The sequence below is a fragment of the Candidatus Streptomyces philanthi genome, from assembly GCF_059553635.1.
Map to the genome: position 1 here is coordinate 1 of NZ_JCANQV010000114.1, position 17,947 is coordinate 17,947.

Annotated in this window: 17 protein-coding genes; 8 read left to right on the forward strand and 9 right to left on the reverse strand. The window is 72.7% G+C overall.

Annotation, left to right across the window (positions count from 1 at the left end; all coding sequences use genetic code 11):
- The coding region (locus AC51EU_RS15555) for an amidase family protein (protein ID WP_496267516.1) at window positions 1-763 on the forward strand (763 nt) is incomplete at its 5' end.
- A 60-nt stretch (window positions 764-823) separates the two neighbouring features.
- Here AC51EU_RS15555 and soxR read toward each other — a convergent pair.
- Window positions 824-1,363: a redox-sensitive transcriptional activator SoxR gene (soxR, locus tag AC51EU_RS15560; RefSeq protein ID WP_496267517.1), complete on the reverse strand. Its 540-nt coding sequence runs from the start codon at window positions 1,361-1,363 to the stop codon at window positions 824-826.
- Between the two features lie 204 nt (window positions 1,364-1,567).
- Here soxR and AC51EU_RS15565 point away from each other — a divergent pair, with 204 nt between their 5' ends.
- Window positions 1,568-2,029 (forward strand): MaoC family dehydratase, encoded by a 462-nt coding sequence (locus tag AC51EU_RS15565; protein ID WP_496267518.1) that lies wholly within the window; start codon window positions 1,568-1,570, stop codon window positions 2,027-2,029.
- Between the two features lie 18 nt (window positions 2,030-2,047).
- Here AC51EU_RS15565 and AC51EU_RS15570 read toward each other — a convergent pair whose 3' ends face one another.
- On the reverse strand, window positions 2,048-2,677 hold the full coding sequence (locus AC51EU_RS15570; protein WP_496267519.1) for a TetR/AcrR family transcriptional regulator: 630 nt from the start codon (window positions 2,675-2,677) through the stop codon (window positions 2,048-2,050).
- Window positions 2,678-2,842: 165 nt separating this feature from the next.
- Here AC51EU_RS15570 and AC51EU_RS15575 point away from each other — a divergent pair, with 165 nt between their 5' ends.
- Window positions 2,843-3,487: a TetR/AcrR family transcriptional regulator gene (locus tag AC51EU_RS15575; RefSeq protein ID WP_496267520.1), complete on the forward strand. Its 645-nt coding sequence runs from the start codon at window positions 2,843-2,845 to the stop codon at window positions 3,485-3,487.
- 110 nt (window positions 3,488-3,597) lie between these two features.
- Window positions 3,598-4,620, forward strand: coding sequence for an urea transporter (locus tag AC51EU_RS15580; protein WP_496267521.1), 1,023 nt, complete (start codon window positions 3,598-3,600; stop codon window positions 4,618-4,620).
- A 7-nt stretch (window positions 4,621-4,627) separates the two neighbouring features.
- Here AC51EU_RS15580 and AC51EU_RS15585 read toward each other — a convergent pair whose 3' ends face one another.
- The 5 genes from AC51EU_RS15585 to AC51EU_RS15605 all read right to left on the reverse strand — a co-directional run bounded on the left by AC51EU_RS15585 (window position 4,628) and on the right by AC51EU_RS15605 (window position 11,238).
- Entirely contained in the window at window positions 4,628-5,710 is a 1,083-nt protein-coding gene (locus AC51EU_RS15585; protein ID WP_496267522.1) for a zinc-binding dehydrogenase, read from the reverse strand.
- Between the two features lie 63 nt (window positions 5,711-5,773).
- Window positions 5,774-7,168: an aldehyde dehydrogenase family protein gene (locus AC51EU_RS15590; protein WP_496267523.1), complete on the reverse strand. Its 1,395-nt coding sequence runs from the start codon at window positions 7,166-7,168 to the stop codon at window positions 5,774-5,776.
- 219 nt (window positions 7,169-7,387) lie between these two features.
- Complete coding sequence (locus AC51EU_RS15595) at window positions 7,388-8,224, reverse strand: SLATT domain-containing protein (RefSeq protein ID WP_496267532.1); 837 nt, start codon at window positions 8,222-8,224, stop codon at window positions 7,388-7,390.
- Between the two features lie 913 nt (window positions 8,225-9,137).
- Window positions 9,138-10,499 (reverse strand): CitMHS family transporter, encoded by a 1,362-nt coding sequence (locus tag AC51EU_RS15600; RefSeq protein ID WP_496267524.1) that lies wholly within the window; start codon window positions 10,497-10,499, stop codon window positions 9,138-9,140.
- Window positions 10,500-10,617: 118 nt separating this feature from the next.
- Window positions 10,618-11,238, reverse strand: coding sequence for a TetR/AcrR family transcriptional regulator (locus tag AC51EU_RS15605; protein ID WP_496267525.1), 621 nt, complete (start codon window positions 11,236-11,238; stop codon window positions 10,618-10,620).
- 157 nt (window positions 11,239-11,395) lie between these two features.
- Between AC51EU_RS15605 and hmgA the strand changes: the two genes are divergently transcribed.
- Together hmgA and AC51EU_RS15615 are read left to right on the forward strand one after the other, a co-directional pair.
- On the forward strand, window positions 11,396-12,721 hold the full coding sequence (gene hmgA, locus AC51EU_RS15610; protein WP_496267526.1) for a homogentisate 1,2-dioxygenase: 1,326 nt from the start codon (window positions 11,396-11,398) through the stop codon (window positions 12,719-12,721).
- A gap of 19 nt (window positions 12,722-12,740) precedes the next feature.
- Window positions 12,741-13,490 (forward strand): GntR family transcriptional regulator, encoded by a 750-nt coding sequence (locus AC51EU_RS15615; protein WP_496267527.1) that lies wholly within the window; start codon window positions 12,741-12,743, stop codon window positions 13,488-13,490.
- A 78-nt stretch (window positions 13,491-13,568) separates the two neighbouring features.
- Here AC51EU_RS15615 and tatA read toward each other — a convergent pair whose 3' ends face one another.
- Complete coding sequence (gene tatA / locus AC51EU_RS15620; protein WP_496267528.1) at window positions 13,569-13,868, reverse strand: Sec-independent protein translocase subunit TatA; 300 nt, start codon at window positions 13,866-13,868, stop codon at window positions 13,569-13,571.
- 140 nt (window positions 13,869-14,008) lie between these two features.
- Between tatA and AC51EU_RS15625 the strand changes: the two genes are divergently transcribed.
- Together AC51EU_RS15625 and AC51EU_RS15630 are read left to right on the forward strand one after the other, a co-directional pair.
- Entirely contained in the window at window positions 14,009-15,484 is a 1,476-nt protein-coding gene (locus tag AC51EU_RS15625) for an LCP family protein (protein WP_496267529.1), read from the forward strand.
- A 44-nt stretch (window positions 15,485-15,528) separates the two neighbouring features.
- Window positions 15,529-16,872, forward strand: a complete 1,344-nt coding sequence (locus AC51EU_RS15630; RefSeq protein WP_496267530.1) for a hypothetical protein — start codon at window positions 15,529-15,531, stop codon at window positions 16,870-16,872.
- 28 nt (window positions 16,873-16,900) lie between these two features.
- Here the strand turns inward: AC51EU_RS15630 and AC51EU_RS15635 are convergent.
- Window positions 16,901-17,947: HAD-IC family P-type ATPase (locus tag AC51EU_RS15635; RefSeq protein ID WP_496267531.1), on the reverse strand; the 1,047-nt coding region annotated here is incomplete at its 5' end.

The window sequence follows — 17,947 nt, forward strand, 5'->3', positions numbered from 1 at the left end:
CGCGGCCACCCTGCTGGACGTGCTGGCCGGCCCGATGCCCGGCGTCCCGTACGCGGCGCCGTCGCTGCCGCCCGGCGAGACCTTCGCCGGCCACGCCCGGCGCGACGCGGGCCGGCTGCGGATCGGCTTCGTCACCTCGGCGCCGGTCCCCGGTATCGAGGTCCACCCCGAGTGCGCCGAGGCGGTCACCGCGACCGCCGCCGTGCTGGCCGGGCTGGGCCACGACGTCGAGGAGCTGGAGCTGCCGGTCGACGACGGTATCCGGGTGGCGTTCCGCCGCGCCTGGTCGGTGATCGCGGCAACCTGTCAGGTCCCGCCGGGCAGTGAGGAGTCGCTGATGCCGCTCACCCGCCATCTCCAGCGGTGCGGCGCCGAGGTGACCGGTCCGCAACTCGCCGACGCGCTCGGCACGTTCCGCGCCCTGGCGCAGTTCCTGGCCGACGGCCCGATGGCGCCGGGCACCGGCTGCGACGTGATCCTCTCGCCGACCGCCGCCACGCCCCCGCAGCCGCTGGGCGCGCTGCGCGACGACGACGATCCGGAGGCGGAGTTCGCCGCCGTCGTCGCCCATGTGCCGTTCCCCGCGCTCTACAACGCCACCGGGCAGCCCGCGGTCAATGTGCCGCTGCACTGGAACGACGAGGGGCTGCCCATCGGGGTGATGCTCGGCGGCCGGTACGGCGACGAGGCCACCTTGATCGCCCTCTCCGCCCAACTGGAGCAGGCCCGCCCGTGGGCGGCACGGAAGCCGGAGATGTGGTGAGGTGACGGGGGCGGTGAGGCGCGGCGGCCGGGACTGATGGGGCGTACGGTGCCCCGGCGGTCACGGCGCCTCGCAGCCCCCGCCGTCCTCCGGCCGGTCGTTCCCGCCCGCGCGTCGTCCGCCCGCCGGGGTGTTCCGCGCGCCCCGGTCGACGCGCAGGCGGCGGGCGCCGGGGCCCTGATCGCCGAGGGAGTCCTGGGGGTTGGACAGGGCGCAGCGCTCCAGCGAGAGGCAGCCGCAGCCGATGCAGTCGGTCAACCTGTCGCGCAGTTCGACGAGTTGGCCGATCCGCTCGTCCAGCTCGGAGCGCCACGCCTCGGAGAGCCGGGCCCAGTCGTCGCGGTTGGGGGTGCGCCCGTCGGGGAGTTCGGCGAGCGCGTCCCGGATGACCGCGAGCGGGATGCCCACCCGTTGCGCGGCCCGGACGAAGGCGACCCGGCGCAGCGCGTCGCGGGTGTAGCGGCGCTGGTTCCCGGCCGTCCGGGTGCTGCTGATCAGCCCCTTGGACTCGTAGAAGTGCAGCGCCGAGACGGCCGCGCCGCTGCGCGCGGCGAGCTGGCCGACGGTGAGTTCCTGGACCTTGAGCGGGAGCTGGGGCACGGCCCCAGCCTAGAACCTGCCGTCCTGCCACCGTCCTCCGGGAGGCCGGCAGGCCCCGGGCGCGCGTCCCGTACGCCGTACGGCGCGGTGGGGGCCGGCACGTTGACACGGACCGTGGGCACTCCGCATGCTGAGCAAGCGCTCAGTAGGCGCCCCGCGGGGCGTCCGGCGTTCGGTGTTCGGCGTCTGAGGAGGCGGACAGAGATGGCACAACCCCGGGTGTTCGCGTCGCTCGACGCACTGCGGGCCGCGGTCGGCGAGGAACTGGGCACCAGCGACTGGCTGGAGATCGACCAGAAGCGGATCGACCTGTTCGCCGAGGCGACCGGCGACCACCAGTGGATCCATGTCGACCCGGAGCGGGCCGCGGCGGGCCCGTTCGGCACCACCATCGCGCACGGCTATCTGACGCTCTCGCTGCTTCCGGCGCTGGTGCCGCAGCTGATGCGGGTCGAGAACGTGACGATGGGCATCAACTACGGCGTGAACAAGGTGCGTTTCCCCTCCCCCGTCCCGGTCGGTTCGCGGCTGCGCGCCACGGCCCGGATCACGGAGGTGACGGAGGTGACCGGCGGGGTGCAGCTGGTGACGGCCGTGACCGTCGAACGCGAGGGCGGCGGCAAGCCGGTGTGCGTCGCGGAGACGGTCAGCCGCTTCCTGCGCTGACCGGACGCGCCCCGCACGTCACGGCTGTCCTGCGCCCACCATCCGCATCACCAGCCCGGCGTAGAGTTCGCCGACCTCCTCGGGCGTGCGGGGGCCGTCCGCGGTGAACCAGCGGGCGACGTCGACACAGAGGGACAGCACCGCGAGCGTGGTGCCCGGCACATCGTCGGACCGGAACTCGCCGCCGTCCGCGCCGTCCTGGATGATCTGCCGCAGCAGCCGGTCGGTGCGGCGGCGCAGCCCGGTGATCTCGGCGTAGTGCTCCGCGCTCAGCGCCTGGAGTTCGTACTGGATGACGCGGGCGGTGGTGTGGTGCTCGGCGTGCCAGCGGACGAAGGTGCGGACGGCGCCGGCGAGGCGTTCGGCGGCGGTGCCCGGGGCCGCGGCGGCGTCGCCCATGATGCGCAGCGCCTTCTCGTGGCCGATGCCGCTGATGCGGTAGAGCAGCTCCTCCTTGGTCCGGTAGTGGATGTAGAGGGCGGCCGGGCTCATGCCGGCGCGGCCGGCGATGTCACGGGTGGTGGTCGCGTGGTAGCCGCGTTCCGCGAAGGCCCCGACGGCGGCGGCGACCAGCCGTCGCGCGGCCTCCGGGGTGACATCGGCCCACTCGTCACCGGCCTCCGCCGTCCGCTGTGCCTCCGCGTCCATCGCCGCACCCCGCTCCTCGTCCCGCCCGCGGACCGTCCACGGCGGACCGCACACCTTACCGCGCCACTGAGCACGCGCTTAGGCCCCGGACCGGGCCCGGTCCCGCACGGGCACACCCCGTCCGCCCCGGTCCCCCCACCGGAAGCGGCCCTTACGATGTGCACCATGGCCCGACCCCGCAAGCCCCTGCTGAGCCGCGACCGCATCGTCGCCGCGGCGCTGGCCCTCGTCGACGCGGAGGGGCTGCCGGCGCTGTCCACCCGCCGGCTGGCCGCGGAGCTGGGGGTGAGCGGGCCGTCCCTCTACAACCACTTCACGACCAAGGACGAGATCCTCGACGCGGTCGCCGACACCGTCATCGCCCAGGTCGACGTCTCCGCCCTCGCGTCCGGACGGGACTGGCGGGCCGGGCTGCTGGGCTGGGCCCGCTCCTACCGCGCGGCGCTCGCCGCCCATCCGCACATCGTGCCGTTCCTCGCGCAGGGGCCGGGGCGCAGGCCCGCGGCGCTGAGGATGGCGGACGCGGCGTTCGGCGGCATGGTCGAGGCGGGGTGGCCGCCGGCGCAGGCCACCCGGATCTGCGCGATGGTCCGCTACTTCGTCGCCGGTTCCGCGCTGGGCTCGTTCGCGCGCGGTTTCGTCGACGACCCGGGCGCGTACGACCCCGCCGACTACCCGCACCTCGGCCAGGCCCATCTGCTCGCCGAGCACCAGCGCCGGGTCGACGAGGGGGCGTTCGAGGCGGGCCTGCTGGCCCTGGTCGACGGGCTCGCACTCCAGCATCCGGAGCGTGTCCCGCCGGAGCGGTGAGCGGCGCCGCCCCGCTCCGCACCCGTCCGGGGACCTCACAGAAGATAGCTGTAGAGTGCACCAGTCCCTGGCCGGCAGGAGCGCCCGGCCACCGGGAAACGGGAGGCATCGTGCACGGAACCGGTGCGGCCGGCGGCCGCGGAACACCCGGACGGCTCCGGTCCTTCGCCGTCCAGGTCCTGCGCGGCCAGGCACAGGTGGACTTCCTGCCGAGCGCGCTCGCGGGCGCGGTGTTCTCCGTCGCGCTCTTCGCGGCGGGCTGGCAGTACGGGCTCTACGGACTGGCCGGCACCGCCGTCGGCACCGCCACCGCCCGCCTGCTGGGGGTGGCCGAGGAGCGTGTCACCGCGGGCCTCGAAGGGTTCAACGCCTGCCTGGTGGGGGTCGGTTTCGCCGTCTTCCTCGGCGCGGACCACCTGTCCACCGCACTGCTGGCACTCGCCGGGAGCGCCGTGGTCACCGTCGTCACCGGCGCGGCCGGCCGCGTCCTTGCGACCTGGGACCTGCCGACCTTCACCCTGCCGTACTGCCTGATGGCGAGCGCCATGACGATCGCCGCGCCCGGCTTCGAGCGGGTCTGGCACCAGGGACCGGGGCTGGCCGCCCTGACCCGGCCGGCGGGCGGGCCCACCGCCCTCGGGTTCACCGACCTGTGGCACGCGTTCTTCGCCAACATCGCCCAGATCTTCTTCATGCCGCAGTGGTACGTCGGCCTGATCTTCCTCGCCGGCATCTTCCTCGCCGACCGCCGCGCCGGGGCGATGGCCTGCGTCGGCAGCGTGGTCGGCATCCTCACCGCGTGGGCGCTGGGCGCGCCGGCCGCCGATGTCGCCCAGGGCACCATGGGCTACAACGCGGTGCTCGTGGCGATGGCGCTGTGCGGGGTGTTCCTCGTCGCCGACGCCTGGAGCCTGGGGTACGCGGTGACGGCGGCGGCCACCGCCACCGCGCTGACCTCGGCGATGGCCGCCCTGTTCGCCCCGTCCGGCGGCCACACCTTCACCTGGCCGTTCGTCCTGGTCTCGCTGGTCTTCCTGGCGGCGGCGCCCGCCTTCCCCCGGCTGCGCCGGCCCGGCGACGTACGGCCGGAGCCCGCGGCGGCGGCCCGGGAGGCGGCGGCGAGCGCCGTGTGACGCCGTCTCAGAAGACGATCAGCGCCCGGCCGCCCCGTCCGGCGCGCATCGCCTCGAAAGCGGCCGGGACACCGTCGAGCCCGATGCGCTCGGTGACCAGCACGGACAGGTCGAGCGCCCCGGAACGCACCTGGCCGGCGATGACCGGGAGGTCCCGGGCGGGGTCGCTGTTGCCGTAGACGCAGCCGGAAAGCGTACGTCCGAAGTGGAAGAGTTCCAGGGCGTTGAAGGTCACCTGCTGGTCCCGGCCGCCGATCCCCACGACCGTGGTACGGCCGCCGCGGCGGGTCGACGACCAGGCCGCCCGGATCGACGCGGCGCGGCCCACGCACTCCACGGCGGCGTCGGCGCCCCGGCCGCCGGTCAGCTCCCGGACACGCCGCGCGGTGTCCTCCCCCGCGACGACGAACTCCGTGGCCCCGGCGGCACGGGCGAGGCCCTCCTTCTCCGGCGAGACATCGACGGCGACGAGCGGGCCCGCGCCCGCGATCCGCGCGGCCTGGAGGGCGGCGAGACCGACACCGCCGGCACCGAACACCACGACGGATTCCCCGTCCCGCACCCCCGCGCTGTGGTGGACGGCGCCCCAGCCGGTCAGCACAGCGCAGCCCAGCAGCGCCGCCTCGGTGAGCGGCACCCCGTCGGGCAGCGGCAGCGCGGCGTGCGCGGGCACCACGGTCTCCTCGGCGAACGCGGCGGTGCCCAGGCCCGGGTAGAGGGCGCTCCCGTCGGCGGCGAGAGTGGCGTACGGGGCCTGTGCGGCGTCCGCGGCACGGGAGCAGAGCCAGGGTTCGGCGATCTCGCAGAAGTGGCACGCGCCGCAGGACGGCGCCCAGTTGAGGACGACCCGGTCACCGGGGGCGGGTGCGGTGACGCCCTCACCGACGGCGGTGACGGTCCCCGCCCCCTCGTGCCCGAGGACGACCGGCGCCCGGTGGCGCAGGGTCCCGTCGGACAGCGACAGGTCGGAGTGGCAGACCCCGGCCGCGGCGAGCCGCACCCGTACCTGCCCGGGCCCGGGCTCGGGCAGGTCGATGCCGGTGATCTCCAGCGGGGCGTTGACGGCGGGCAGGACGGCGGCGCGGACCACGGGGACTCCTCGGGGCGAAGGGATGGAGCGGCGGACGGAGGTGCTGGTGCCGGAACGGGCGCGTCAGAACTGGAGCGATTTCGTCTGGAGGTACTCCACCAGCCCGTGCGGCCCCAGCTCACGGCCGACGCCGGACTGTTTGTACCCGCCGAACGGGGCGAGCGGGTTGAAGCGTCCGCCGTTGATGTCGACCTGCCCGGTCTCCAGACGGCGCGCGAAAGCGACCGCGGTCGCGTCGTCGGCGGCCCACACCGCGCCGGCCAGCCCGTACACCGTGCCGTTGGCGATCCGTACCGCGTCGTCCTCGTCCTCGTACGGCAGCACGCACAGCACCGGCCCGAAGATCTCCTCCTGCGCGACGGTCATCTCCGGGGTGACGTCGGCGAAGACGGTCGGACTGACGTAGTAGCCACGCTCCAGCGGCGCCTCCGCGCCACCCGTGACGAGCCGGGCCCCCTCGGCGAGCCCCCGCTCGATGTGGCCGCGGACCCGCTCCCGCTGCGCGGCACTGACCAGCGGCCCGAGCCGTTCCCCGGGCACGTACTTGGCGGCGGCCGTCTCGGCGAGCGCGACGGCCTCGTCGTAGTGGTCCCGGTGGACCAGCATCCGGGTCCACGCACTGCACGTCTGCCCGGAGTTGGCCATGACATTGGCGACACCGACGGCGACCGCCCGCCCGAGGTCGGCCCCGGGCAGGACGACATTCGCGGACTTCCCACCGAGTTCGAGCGCGACCCGCTTGACGGCACCCCCCGCGGCCGCCCCCACCCTCCGCCCCACGGCCGTGGACCCGGTGAACGAGACCATGTCCACCCCCTCATGCCCCGCCAGCGCCCGCCCCGCGACCGCCCCCAGCCCCGTCACGACATTGAGGACACCCGCCGGAACCCCCGCCTCATCCGCACACTCGGCGAACAACCGCGCCACCAGCGGAGTGTCCTCAGCAGGCTTGAGCACAAGAGTGCAACCGGCGGCCAGCGCCGGAGCCGCCTTCGCGACGATCTGGTGCAGCGGATAGTTCCACGGCGTGATCGCCCCCACCACACCCACCGGCTCGTGCAACACCGTCGACGTACCGACGGTCTCCTCGAACGCATACGTACGGCCCAACTCGGCATACGAACCACACACGGCGACCGGCACCCCGGCATGCACCGCCCGGCTGAAGGCAAGCGGCGCCCCGAGCTCGGCGGTGACGGTCCCGGCGATCTCCTCGGCCCGCTCCGCAAGACGATCCCTGAGCGCGCCAATCACCTCGGCCCGAGCGGCGGGAGCCGTACCGGCCCACCCGGGCAACGCCGCACGCGCCTCGCGTACGGCGACATCGATGTCCCCCTCACTGCCCGCGGGCACGGTAGCGATGACCCGCTCCTCCGCCGGATCAACCACCTCGATGACCTCACCCCCCTCGGCCGCCCGCCAAGTGCCCCCGATGTACATCCCGTCGTACCGCTTCACGCTGTGCTCCTTCCGGTCCGCGTGGTGGTAACCCCTCGCGGGGCTCCCGACGAATCCGCCGGATTTCTAAACTAGCGTTGGTAGTTTTCGTGGCGCCAGGGGTGACACGGTGTTGGGGCGGCGGCATCGGGGACGGTAGCGAGGCGAAGTGGCAGCGTTGCGGGACGGCTCCGACTTCTGCAGACCTTTTCCGGGGGCGGGCAGATGCCTACGTGATCGTCAGACGACCTCTGCGCTCCCTTCGCGCGGCTGGTCGAGCTGCTGTTGGCGCTTACGTTGCTCGACCCTTAGCAGTTCGATTTCCTTGGCGAGCTTCGCCAGCCTGTCGGCCTCGTCAGGATCGTCGTAGGGGTAAATACCCAATTCGAAGGCAGTCGCATGGCGTTCAATATCGTCCGCTGTCTGCTGGAGGTAGAACGCCCGCTCACGCCACTTGTAATACCCAGTGAACCCTGCGGCCGCGCCCACCGTGAAAGTAATCCCCATGATCCAGTACTTGAGAGGAGCAGGTGTGTCGGCAAGGCCGGAAAGCGCAGTCCCACTCAGCGATCCGAGAATGATGGCTGATTGAGCGACGTTGTGCTTCCTGCGGTACCTCCTCCCGTCCTTGCGCAGGCTGTCAAGCTCCGCCGGGATGGAGTCTTTGTAGGAGTACTGGCGGTCAGGCACTGGAAGACCGAGCCGGGCGGCGTCCAGAAGGCGAAGCTCTTCGGCCGCTTCCAACTCGATCTTCAACTCGCGCGCTGTCTTGTTGTAGTGCTCCTTTCCATCCCTCACCGCCTTTCTCTCCATGGCCTGAACCACAAGGAACGTACCGGCGCTTAGCACGAAGACAGGAATGGCGACCTTGTTGACGAGGGTGATGGTGGACCACCCGACCGCTACGTTTGCGATGACACAACCGAAGAGCAGGACGACAGCGAGAGCTCCGGCTGACCAGCGGGTGACCGTCTGCATCGTCCTGATCCGTAAGGCCACGCGAATCTCAGCAATAGTTTTCTTGTGCGCGATCAGGGCTTCGACCCTGGCTGCCGTGTCCTGTGACGTTGCGTCCATCGTCACTGGCCTCTCTTTCCGTGGCGTTTGGGGGACCTCCGAAGGAGGATGAGATGCAGGGGCCTGCCGACGACCCGCCGAAGCGCCCACCACCGGGTCGCCCGCCGAGAGAGAACCGGTCTCATCTTCTCGCGGCGCAGGACGCGCGCTTCGCTGAGCCGCAATGACAAGGAATCCTCCAGCGGCAACCCCGGCAAGCATGATCAAGGACCCCGCGCAGACAGCGATGAGGATCAGGTAACCGGCTTCCAAGACCTTCCCCATGGGTTCGCAATCAGGCTTCGGTTACGCTGGCAAACCCAGGCTTGCGCCGTAACACCCCGCATAGTCAGGGTAGTTGAGACTACCCTTCAGCGAGAGGCAATCATCACAGGCCCCGCCTCATGCGAGCGAGAAGCTTCCTCTCGGGGCCGCCACGGCCAACTCGTACATGTCAGGTATCGCGACCTGTCCACGCAATCGCAGTCACATCGGCCCAGAGGCCCCTGGGACAGGGCGATGCGACCGCCAGAACCGAGCCGAACAGCCCCCTCTGAACTGCTACGTCCAGACCAATAGATCACTCGCAGGTGGCGGACACTGCCGAAGCCGTCCCCACCGCCGGAATGGCCCAGACGTTCAGCATCGGCGTCGGGCCCCATGGGCCGGAGGTCTGCTCGTGTCGCCCAAGCCGGCCATGAGCAGACGCAAAGCCCGAGACTGCAGAGCCCTGGTCGATCTCGTTCGGGATGACGCGCCGGAGGACATGCCTGTGCAGGTAATGGCGGGCTCGGCGGTTTGAGTATCCGGAGCCGTAACGATCCTGGGCAGATGACGAGGTGAGGCAACCCGTATGCGTGAGCGGACGGCATGGCAGAGACCATCCGGCGTGGGAACTGGTGCCAGGGAACGCCTCCCTGGCGCGGGTGTTCCCCTAAACCACCCCGAACACCACCCCCGCCCCCAGTACCACCAGCGACGTCAGCGCCGCCCACTTCAAGGTGAACCGCGTGTGGTCGCCGAACTCCACATGGGCCATGCCGACGAGGACGAAGACGGCGGGGACGAGGGGGCTGGACATGTGGAGGGGTTGGCCCACCAGGGAGGCGCGGGCGATTTCGGTGGGGGTGACGCCGTGGGCGGCGCCGGCCTCGGCGAGGATCGGGACGATGCCGAAGTAGAAGCCGTCGTTGGACATGAGGTAGGTCAGGGGGATGCTCAGGGCGCCGGTGACGAGGCCCATGTGCGGGCCGAGGGAGTCGGGGACGGTGCCGACCAGCCAGCGGGCCATGTGGGCGACCATGCCGGTGCCGGTGAGGACGCCGGTGAAGACGGCGGCGGCGAAGACCATGCCGGAGACGTTGAGGACGTTCTCGGCGTGTGCGGCGATCCGGTCCTTCTGGTCGGCCATGCGCGGGAAGTTGACGGTGAGGGCGAGGGCGGCGCCGAGCAGGAAGAGGACCGGGATCGGGAGGGTCTGGAGGATCAGGAGGGTGAGCAGGGCGAGGGTGAGCGCGGCGTTGAACCAGTAGAGGCGGGGGCGGAGGGTGGCGCGTGCCGGGTCCAGCACCTGGAGGCCGCCGGGCGCCCCGGCCGTACCCGCCGTCGCCGCCCCGGCTGTACCCGTCGCCACCGCGTCCGCGTCCGCCGCCCCGGCCGTACCCGTACCCGCCGCCGCGTCCGCGCCGAGCCGGCGGCGTTCGCGCAGGCCCAAGCCGTACGCGAGGACGAAAACCGCGACCAGGCCGCAGGCCAGGGCGGGGATCATGGGGACGAAGACCTCGTCGGCGTCGAGGTGGAGGGCGGTGGCGGCGCGGGCGGTGGGGCCGCCCCAGGGCAGGGTGTTCATGACGCCGTTGGCGGTGGCCGCGACGCCGGTCATGACGACCGGGCTCATCCCGAGGCGCCGGTAGAGGGGGTAGAGGGCCGATACGGTGATCATGAAGGTGGTGGAGCCGTCGCCGTCGAGGGAGACGATCGCGGCGAGGACGGCGGTGCCGACGACGACGCGCAGCGGGTCGGCCCGGCAGAAGCGCAGGATGCCGCGGACGACGGGGTCGAAGAGGCCGACGTCGATCATCACGCCGAAGTAGACGATGGCGAACATCAGCATCGCGGCGGTGGGGGCGAGGTCGCCAATGCCCTTGACGACGTACTCCCCCAGGTGGGCGCCCTTGCCGACCAGGACGCAGAACAGGGCCGGGACGAGGATGAGCGACGCCATCGGCGACATCTTCTTCATCATGATCAGCACCAGGAACGCGGCGATCATGACGAAGCCGAGAACGGTCAGCATGAAGGGACCTCACGTTCGCCCGTGGTTCATCCGCCGGTCGGCGGTCGGAGTGACGTTAAGCGGCACGGACTTCCGTCAACAAGGCTTGACGCGCGGACGCTTCACGGCGCGCCCCTGATCAGCGCGGCCCCTCGTCCAGGTACCGCGCCAGGTAGGCCCGCAGCACCTCCTTGGTCTCGGCGACGATCACGGGGTCGCCGTCCGGATCCGCGCGGAAGGCGAGTTGCAGCAGCGCGTCGGCGGTCTCCACGCCGACGAGGAAGGCGGTCCGCAGCCGTTCGTCGGAGGCGTCCAGGGCGAGCGGGCCGGCGAGCAGGCCGAGGATCAGGTCCGCGACGGTGTGGTTGGCCTCGCGGGAGGCGCGGGGCGCCGGGACGGTGAACTCGACGAGGGCGAAGCCGGGCGCGCCGCGTTTCATGGCGAGGTACTCGTCGACGAGCGCGTCCATCGCCGGGCGCCAGCCGGACGGCGCGTCCGGGGCCGCGAGCCGGGCCGCGACGCGGTCGGCGTAGGCGGCGAGGTTGCGGCGGGCCAGCGCCTCGGCCATGGCGCGTTTGTTGGGGAAGAAGCGGTAGACGGAGCCGATCGGCACGCCGGCGCGGTGGGCGACGGCGCGGGTGCTGAGGTCCTCGTACCCGCTCTCGTCCAGCACTTCGGCGCAGGCGTCGAGGATGCGGGCGAGGCGCTGGGCGCTGCGGCGCTGGACGGGGACGCGGCGGAGGGGGTCGGGCTGCTGCACGTCTTCATCCTGCCCGTGGTGCGGTCCGGCGGAGCCCGTCCGTCCGGCTGCGGGTGGCGCGGCGTTCCGGCCACGGCTGCCGAAATCCTTCCGTTGACGGCCCCGGAACCCAATCCTAGGGTCTTGCATAGGATTCCTTGAGCGGCGGGAGCACGCGATGACCGGCACGGGCAACGAGCAGGCGAGGAAGACGGCGGAAGGGCTGGTGTACGCCACCGGGTTCGGCAACGAACACAGCTCGGAGGCGGTGGCGGGCGCGCTGCCCGTCGGGCGCAACTCGCCGCAGCGCGCGCCCCTCGGGCTGTACGCGGAGCAGCTCAGCGGTTCGGCGTTCACCGAGCCGCGCCACCACAACCGCCGCTCCTGGCTCTACCGCATCCGCCCGTCCGCCGCGCACCCGCCGTTCACCCGGGCCCCGCAGCGCGCGGTCCGCTCGGCGCCGTTCGCCGAGTGCGTCCCGGACCCCAACCGGCTGCGCTGGGACCCGCTCCCCGAGCCGTCCGGGCGGACGGACTTCCTCGACGGGCTGTGGACGCTCGGCGGCAACGGCGACGCCACCCAGCGCGCGGGCATGGCGGTGCACCTCTACCACGCCAACGCGTCCATGACCGACCGGGTGTTCAGCGACGCCGACGGCGAACTGCTGATCGTCCCCGAGCGGGGCGGGCTGCTGCTGCGCACCGAGTTCGGGCTGCTGCGGGCCGTTCCGGGCGAGGTCGCGCTGATCCCGCGCGGCGTGCGGTTCCGCGTCGAGCTGCTGGACGCGACGGCGCGCGGCTATGTCTGCGAGAACTACGGCAGCCCGTTCCAGCTCCCCGACCTCGGGCCGATCGGCGCCAACGGTCTGGCCAACCCCCGGGACTTCCGCGCCCCGGTCGCCGCGTACGAGGACGCCGAGGGCCAGGTGGAGGTCGTCAACAAGTTCTGCGGCGGCCTCTGGACGGCGACGTACGACCATTCCCCGCTCGATGTCGTCGCCTGGCACGGCAACCATGTGCCGTACGTCTACGACCTGCACCGTTTCAATGTCATCGGGTCCATCAGCTACGACCACCCGGACCCGTCGGTCTTCACCGTCCTCACCTCCCCCTCGGACACCCCGGGCCTGGCGGGCGTGGACTTCGTGGTCTTCGCGCCGCGCTGGCTGGTCGGCGAGAACACCTTCCGGCCGCCGTACTTCCACCGCAATGTGATGTCCGAGTACATGGGGCTGATCGAGGGGGCCTACGACGCGAAGGCGGGGGGCTTCGTCCCGGGCGGCGGTTCGCTGCACAACATGATGTCGGCGCACGGCCCGGACCAGGAGACGTTCGAGAGGGCGAGCGCCGCACAGCTGGTGCCGCAGAAGGTCGACGACGGTCTGGCGTTCATGTTCGAGACGCGCTGGCCGCTCACCCTCACCCCGCAGGCCCGGGACGCGGACCATCTCCAGCGCGGTTACGACGACGTGTGGCAGGGTCTCCAGCGCCACTTCCGCCCATGACCCCCAGGGGGAACGCCCCGTGACGACCTTCGCCCCCGACTCGCTCGCCCTCAACCGCAAGCTGCCCCTGTGGTACCAGGTCTCGCAGTCGCTGCGGGCCTCCATACTGGGGCGCTCCCCCGACGCGCCGCTGCGGCTGCCGACGGAGGACGCGCTGGCCGCGCACTACGGCGTGAGTGTGCTGACCATGCGCCAGGCGCTCAAGGAGCTGGAGTCGGAGGGGCTGATCAGCCGGCACCGGCGGCGCGGCACCTTCATCTCCCCGGGGGCGCGGCGCGGGACGCCGGTGCGGCTGCTGGGGTCGGTGGACGCGATCGTGGCGCAGCAGTCCGGGATGCGCACCGAGTTGCTGGAGCACGGCGGTGCCCCGGTCCCCGCCGAGTTGTCCGAGCACTTCCCGGGCCTGGCGGAGGTGACCGGGTTCCGCCGGCTGCGCAGCGACGAGGCGACGGGCGAGCCGACCAACCACGCGCGCAACTACGTACGTCCCGATGTCGGCGTCCGGATCGACCCGGCGGACCTGGAGCGGTGGCCGATGACGAAGGTGCTGCGGGACGTGGTGGGCGTCCGCATCAGCCGCATCACCGACTCGGTCGAGGCGCGGCTGGCGGACCCGGAGACGGCGCGGCTGCTCCAGGTGCCGCTGCTCAGCCCGATACTGCACTACACGGGCATCACGTACGACGAGGAGGGGCGGGCCGTGGACGTGGCCCGTATCCACTACCGGGGCGACCGTTTCGCGTTCACGGTCACGCTGGACGCGCACTGAGCGGACGCGTCCGCCGCGGGGCGCCGGGCCGTCGGCCGGGCCCGCGGCCAGGGAGGAATGAGGCCGCGGGCCCGGCGGTCAGTGGGGGGCGCCGGGGGTGTGTTCCGGTGCCGGGTGGGGGCTGACGGGGCGACCGGAGGCGTCCCCGGGCGCCGACCGGATGATCCGGGGTTCGGCCGGGGCCTCCTGGGGCGTCTCCTGGTGGGTGGCGGCCGGTTCCTTGCCGTCCTCCTTCATCGCCTTGGCCTCGCTCTTGAGGATTCGCAGCGACTTGCCGAGCGAGCGTGCGGTGTCCGGCAGTTTCTTGGAGCCGAACAGCACGATCATCACCACCACCACGATCAACAGGTGCCAGGGCTCCAGTCCGTTGCGCAGCATCAGGTACCGCCTTCTCTCCGCCTGCGTCGCGGGCCGTCCGGACCGGCCCCGCCATTTCACTTGCTACATTGCGCAACTGTACAACCCTGGACGGCGGAGGACCGTCTTTCCGGGCAGGAACCACGGACAAGGGCGCACACGTGACACGCAGCCACACGGCAAAAGCGGACCGCCGCAGGAGCGAGGGAGCCGCCCCGCGCCGACGACGCAGGCGCAGCAGAGTGCGGATAGCCGTCACGGTCGCCGTCTCCCTCATCGTCCTGCTCACCGCCGGAGCCGGCTGGGTCTATCTGCGGCTCGACGAGAACATCACCACCTTCGGCGCCGACGGCGTCAGCCGGAAGCGGCCCGCGGCCGGGGCCGGCGGCAGCAATGTGCTCGTCATCGGCTCGGACTCGCGCTCCGGCGGCAACAGCCGGCTCGGCGGCGGGGAGGGCGACGTCGGCCGCTCGGACACCGCGCTGCTGCTGCACGTCTACGGGGACGGGCAACACGCGGTCGCGGTGTCGATACCCCGCGACACCCTGGTCTCCGTCCCGCCGTGCCGGCTGCCCGACGGGACATGGTCCAAGCCGCAGCACAATGTCATGTTCAACGCCGCCTTCACCGTCGGGGAGACCGCCAAGGGCAACCCCGCCTGCACCCAGAACACCGTCGAGGACCTGACCGGGCTGCGCGTCGACCACACCGTCGTCGTCGACTTCGAGGGCTTCTCCAAGATGACCGACGCGGTCGGCGGCGTCCCCGTCTGCCTCCCGCAGGACGTCTACCAGGGCGACCTCAACCCGAATCTGGGACGGCGCGGCAAGCTGCTCTTCCACAAGGGCCCGCAGACCGTCTCCGGGCAGAAGGCCCTGGACTATGTCCGTGTCCGGCACGGCATCGGCGACGGCTCCGACATCGGGCGGATCAAGCGCCAGCAGGCGTTCATCGGCAGCCTCGTCAAGGTCGTCAAGTCACAGGGTGTCAACCCCACCACCCTGCTGCCACTGGCGAACGCCGCCACCGCCTCGCTGACCGTCGACCCGGGACTCGGCTCCGCGAACAAGCTGATCTCCTTCGCGATGTCGCTGAAGGACATCGACCTGCACAACACCAAGTTCGTCACCATGCCCTGGCGCTACCAGGGCGCCCGGGTCGCGGTGGTGCACCCCGACGCGGACGCCCTGTGGGCCGCGCTCAAGGCCGACCGCACCGTCGACGGCAAGGACGCCAGCGGCAAGAAGGACAAGCCGTCCGCCCCGGTGCCGGGCGCGGGCATCAGCGTCGCCGTCCTCAACGGCACCACCGCCGACGGGCTCGGCGCCCGCGCCGCGGGCGACCTGAAGGCCGCGGGCTTCACCGTCACCGACGTCACCACCGCCCCCTCCCAGCACCACACCACCACGGTCGTCGCGTACGGTCCCGGCCAGCAGGACCGGGCCAGGACCGTCGCCCGCCTCTTCCCCGGCGCGGAACTGGAGTCCGCCACCGCGGCGGGCATCACCGTCACCGTCGGGCAGTCCTACGCCGACCGCCCCACCGCGGACCCGGCTCCCACCACGCTGCCCACCGAGGTCGGCGACAAGGCCCGCTCCGCGGACGACAACCCCTGCGCCAACCTTTCGTACGGCTGACGCGGGCCTGCCGCCCGCCTCACGACAGTTGAGGAGTTCTCCCCATGACCGCCCTCCGCCGGGCCCTCCCCGGCCTCCGGCCCGGCCTTCTGCCGGCCGTCCTCGCCCTGGTGGCCGCCCTGGTGCTCGCGCCGACGCCGGCCCGCGCGGCGGGCGGCCTGGACACCGTGGCCGACGCACTGAAGAAGGGCCCCGTGTACGTCGACCCCCGGGTGCGCGACCAGCTCCCGCAGGCCGCCGCCGACGCGCTCGCCCGGCGCATCCTCGACGCGGACCGGCCCGTCTTCGTCGCGGTGCTGCCCACGGCGCCCGAGTTCCCCGCCGACCGCACCCTGCTGCCCGACCTGCGGACCAAGGTCGGTGTGACCGGCCTCTACGCGGTCCACCTGGGCGCGGACGGCTTCAACGCGGGCGCCGACCCGCGGGTGATGCCCCACAACGCGGTCTCGAACCTCACCGGCGCCGCCAAGCGCTCCGGCACCGGCACCGAGGCGATGCTGACCGGGTTCGTCGACCAGGCCCTGCGCCAGGCCAAGGGCCACGCACCCGAGTCCTGGCAGGACGCCGCGCGCGACGGCACCCCCACCACCGCACTGCTCGTCACCGGCGCGGTCGTCGTCGCCGGGGGCGCGGGCGCCTACGCCCTCCACCGCAGATCCCGCACCCGGCGCGAGCGCGCCGCGCTGGACGCGCTGCGGGTCGTGGTCGACGAGGACATCACCGCGTTCGGCGAGGAGCTGGAGCGTCTGGACCTCCGTCCTTCCGACCCCCGCGCCGACGACGCGATGCGCCAGGACTGCACCCATGCCCTCGACGCCTACGACCGGGCCAAGTCCCTGATGGAACAGGCCCGCAGGCCCGAGGACGTACGGGCGGTGACCGAGGCCCTGGAGGACGGCCGGTTCTCGCTGGCCACCCTCGCCGCGCGGCGCGCCGGACGGCCGCTGCCCGAGCGCCGGGTCCCGTGCTTCTTCGACCCGCGCCACGGCCCGTCGGCCACCGATGTGCCCTGGGCCCCGCCGGGCGGCGCCGTCCGCGACGTCCCGGCGTGCCCGGCGGACGCCGCGCTGCTGGCCGGCGGCGAGCAGCCGCACACCCGGACGGTGGCGACGCCCGACGGACCGCAGCCCTACTGGAACGCGGGGCCGGCCTACGCCCCCTGGGCGGGCGGCTACTTCGGCGGCGGCATGGTCACCGGTCTGCTCGCCGGGACCGTGCTCGGCTCCCTGATCAGCGCCCCGTCCGCGTTCGCCGCCGCCCCGGCGGAAGCGGGCCCGGAGGGCGGTGAGTTCTCCGGCGCCGACTTCAACGCCGCCGACTTCTCGGGCGGTTTCGGCGACGACGGGGGCTTCGGCGACGACGGGGGCTTCGGGGGCGGCGACTGGTGAACCGCGCCGGTCCCGGGGGCGGCCGGCCCTACCCCTTCCGTCCCGCCCGCCGGTCCTCGTACGCGCGGACCCCGGCGAGCGCGGCGGCGTACAGCGCCAGCAGGACCGCGAGCAGCACGTAGTACGCGGGCGGCAGGGCCGTCAGGCCGAGGACGGGGGCGAGCGGGGAGAGCGGCAGCAGGACGCCGATGGCGGCGAGCGCTCCGGTGGCGGCGCGGATCGGACCGGGGACGCCGCCCTCGGCGCTGCGGCGCCCGGTCCGCAGCAGCAGCATCACCAGGGCCTGGGTGAGGAGGTTCTCGGTGAACCACCCGGAGTGGAAGACCGCTTGGCCGCCCGGCTGGTCCGCGCCCGGGACGACCAGGACGAACAGCCCGAACGTCGCCAGGTCCGCGACCGCGTTGACCAGCCCGAAGAGGGTCAGCGAGCGGAGCAGGGCGCGGGGTTCGAGGACCGAGGGGGCGCGCAGCGCCGCCGGGGCCGGGCGGTCGAAGGCGAGGGAGAGCTGGGCCGCGTCGAAGCAGAGGTTCTGCGCCAGGACCTGCGCGGGGAGCATCGGCAGGAACGGCAGCAGCAGCCCGGCGGCGAGCATCGAGATGACGTTGCCGAGGTTGGAGGAGAGGGTGATGCGCAGATAGCCGGTGATGTTGCCGGTGCTGTGCCGCCCGGTGGTGATGGCGTGGTCGATGGCGGTGAGGTCCTTGGCCGCGAGCACCACATCGGCCGTCTCCCGCACGACGTCCACCGCGTTGCGCGGGCAGATCCCCACATCGGCGGCGCGCAGGGCCGGCAGGTCGTTGACGCCGTCCCCGAGGAAGCCGGTGGTGTGGCCGCGGCCGCGCAGCGCGGCGACGACCCGCGCCTTGTCCTCGGGCGAGCAGCGGGCGAACACCGTGGTGCGCCCGGCGAGCGCGGCGAGTTCGTCGTCGGGGAGCGCGGCGATCCGGTCCCCGGTGACCGGGGTGCCGGGGTCCAGTCCCAGCTCACGGCAGGCCCGCGCGGCCGTCCCCGGGTGGTCGCCGGTGAGGACCTTGACGGCGACGCCGCGCCGGGCCAGGCCGTCGAGGGCGTCGGC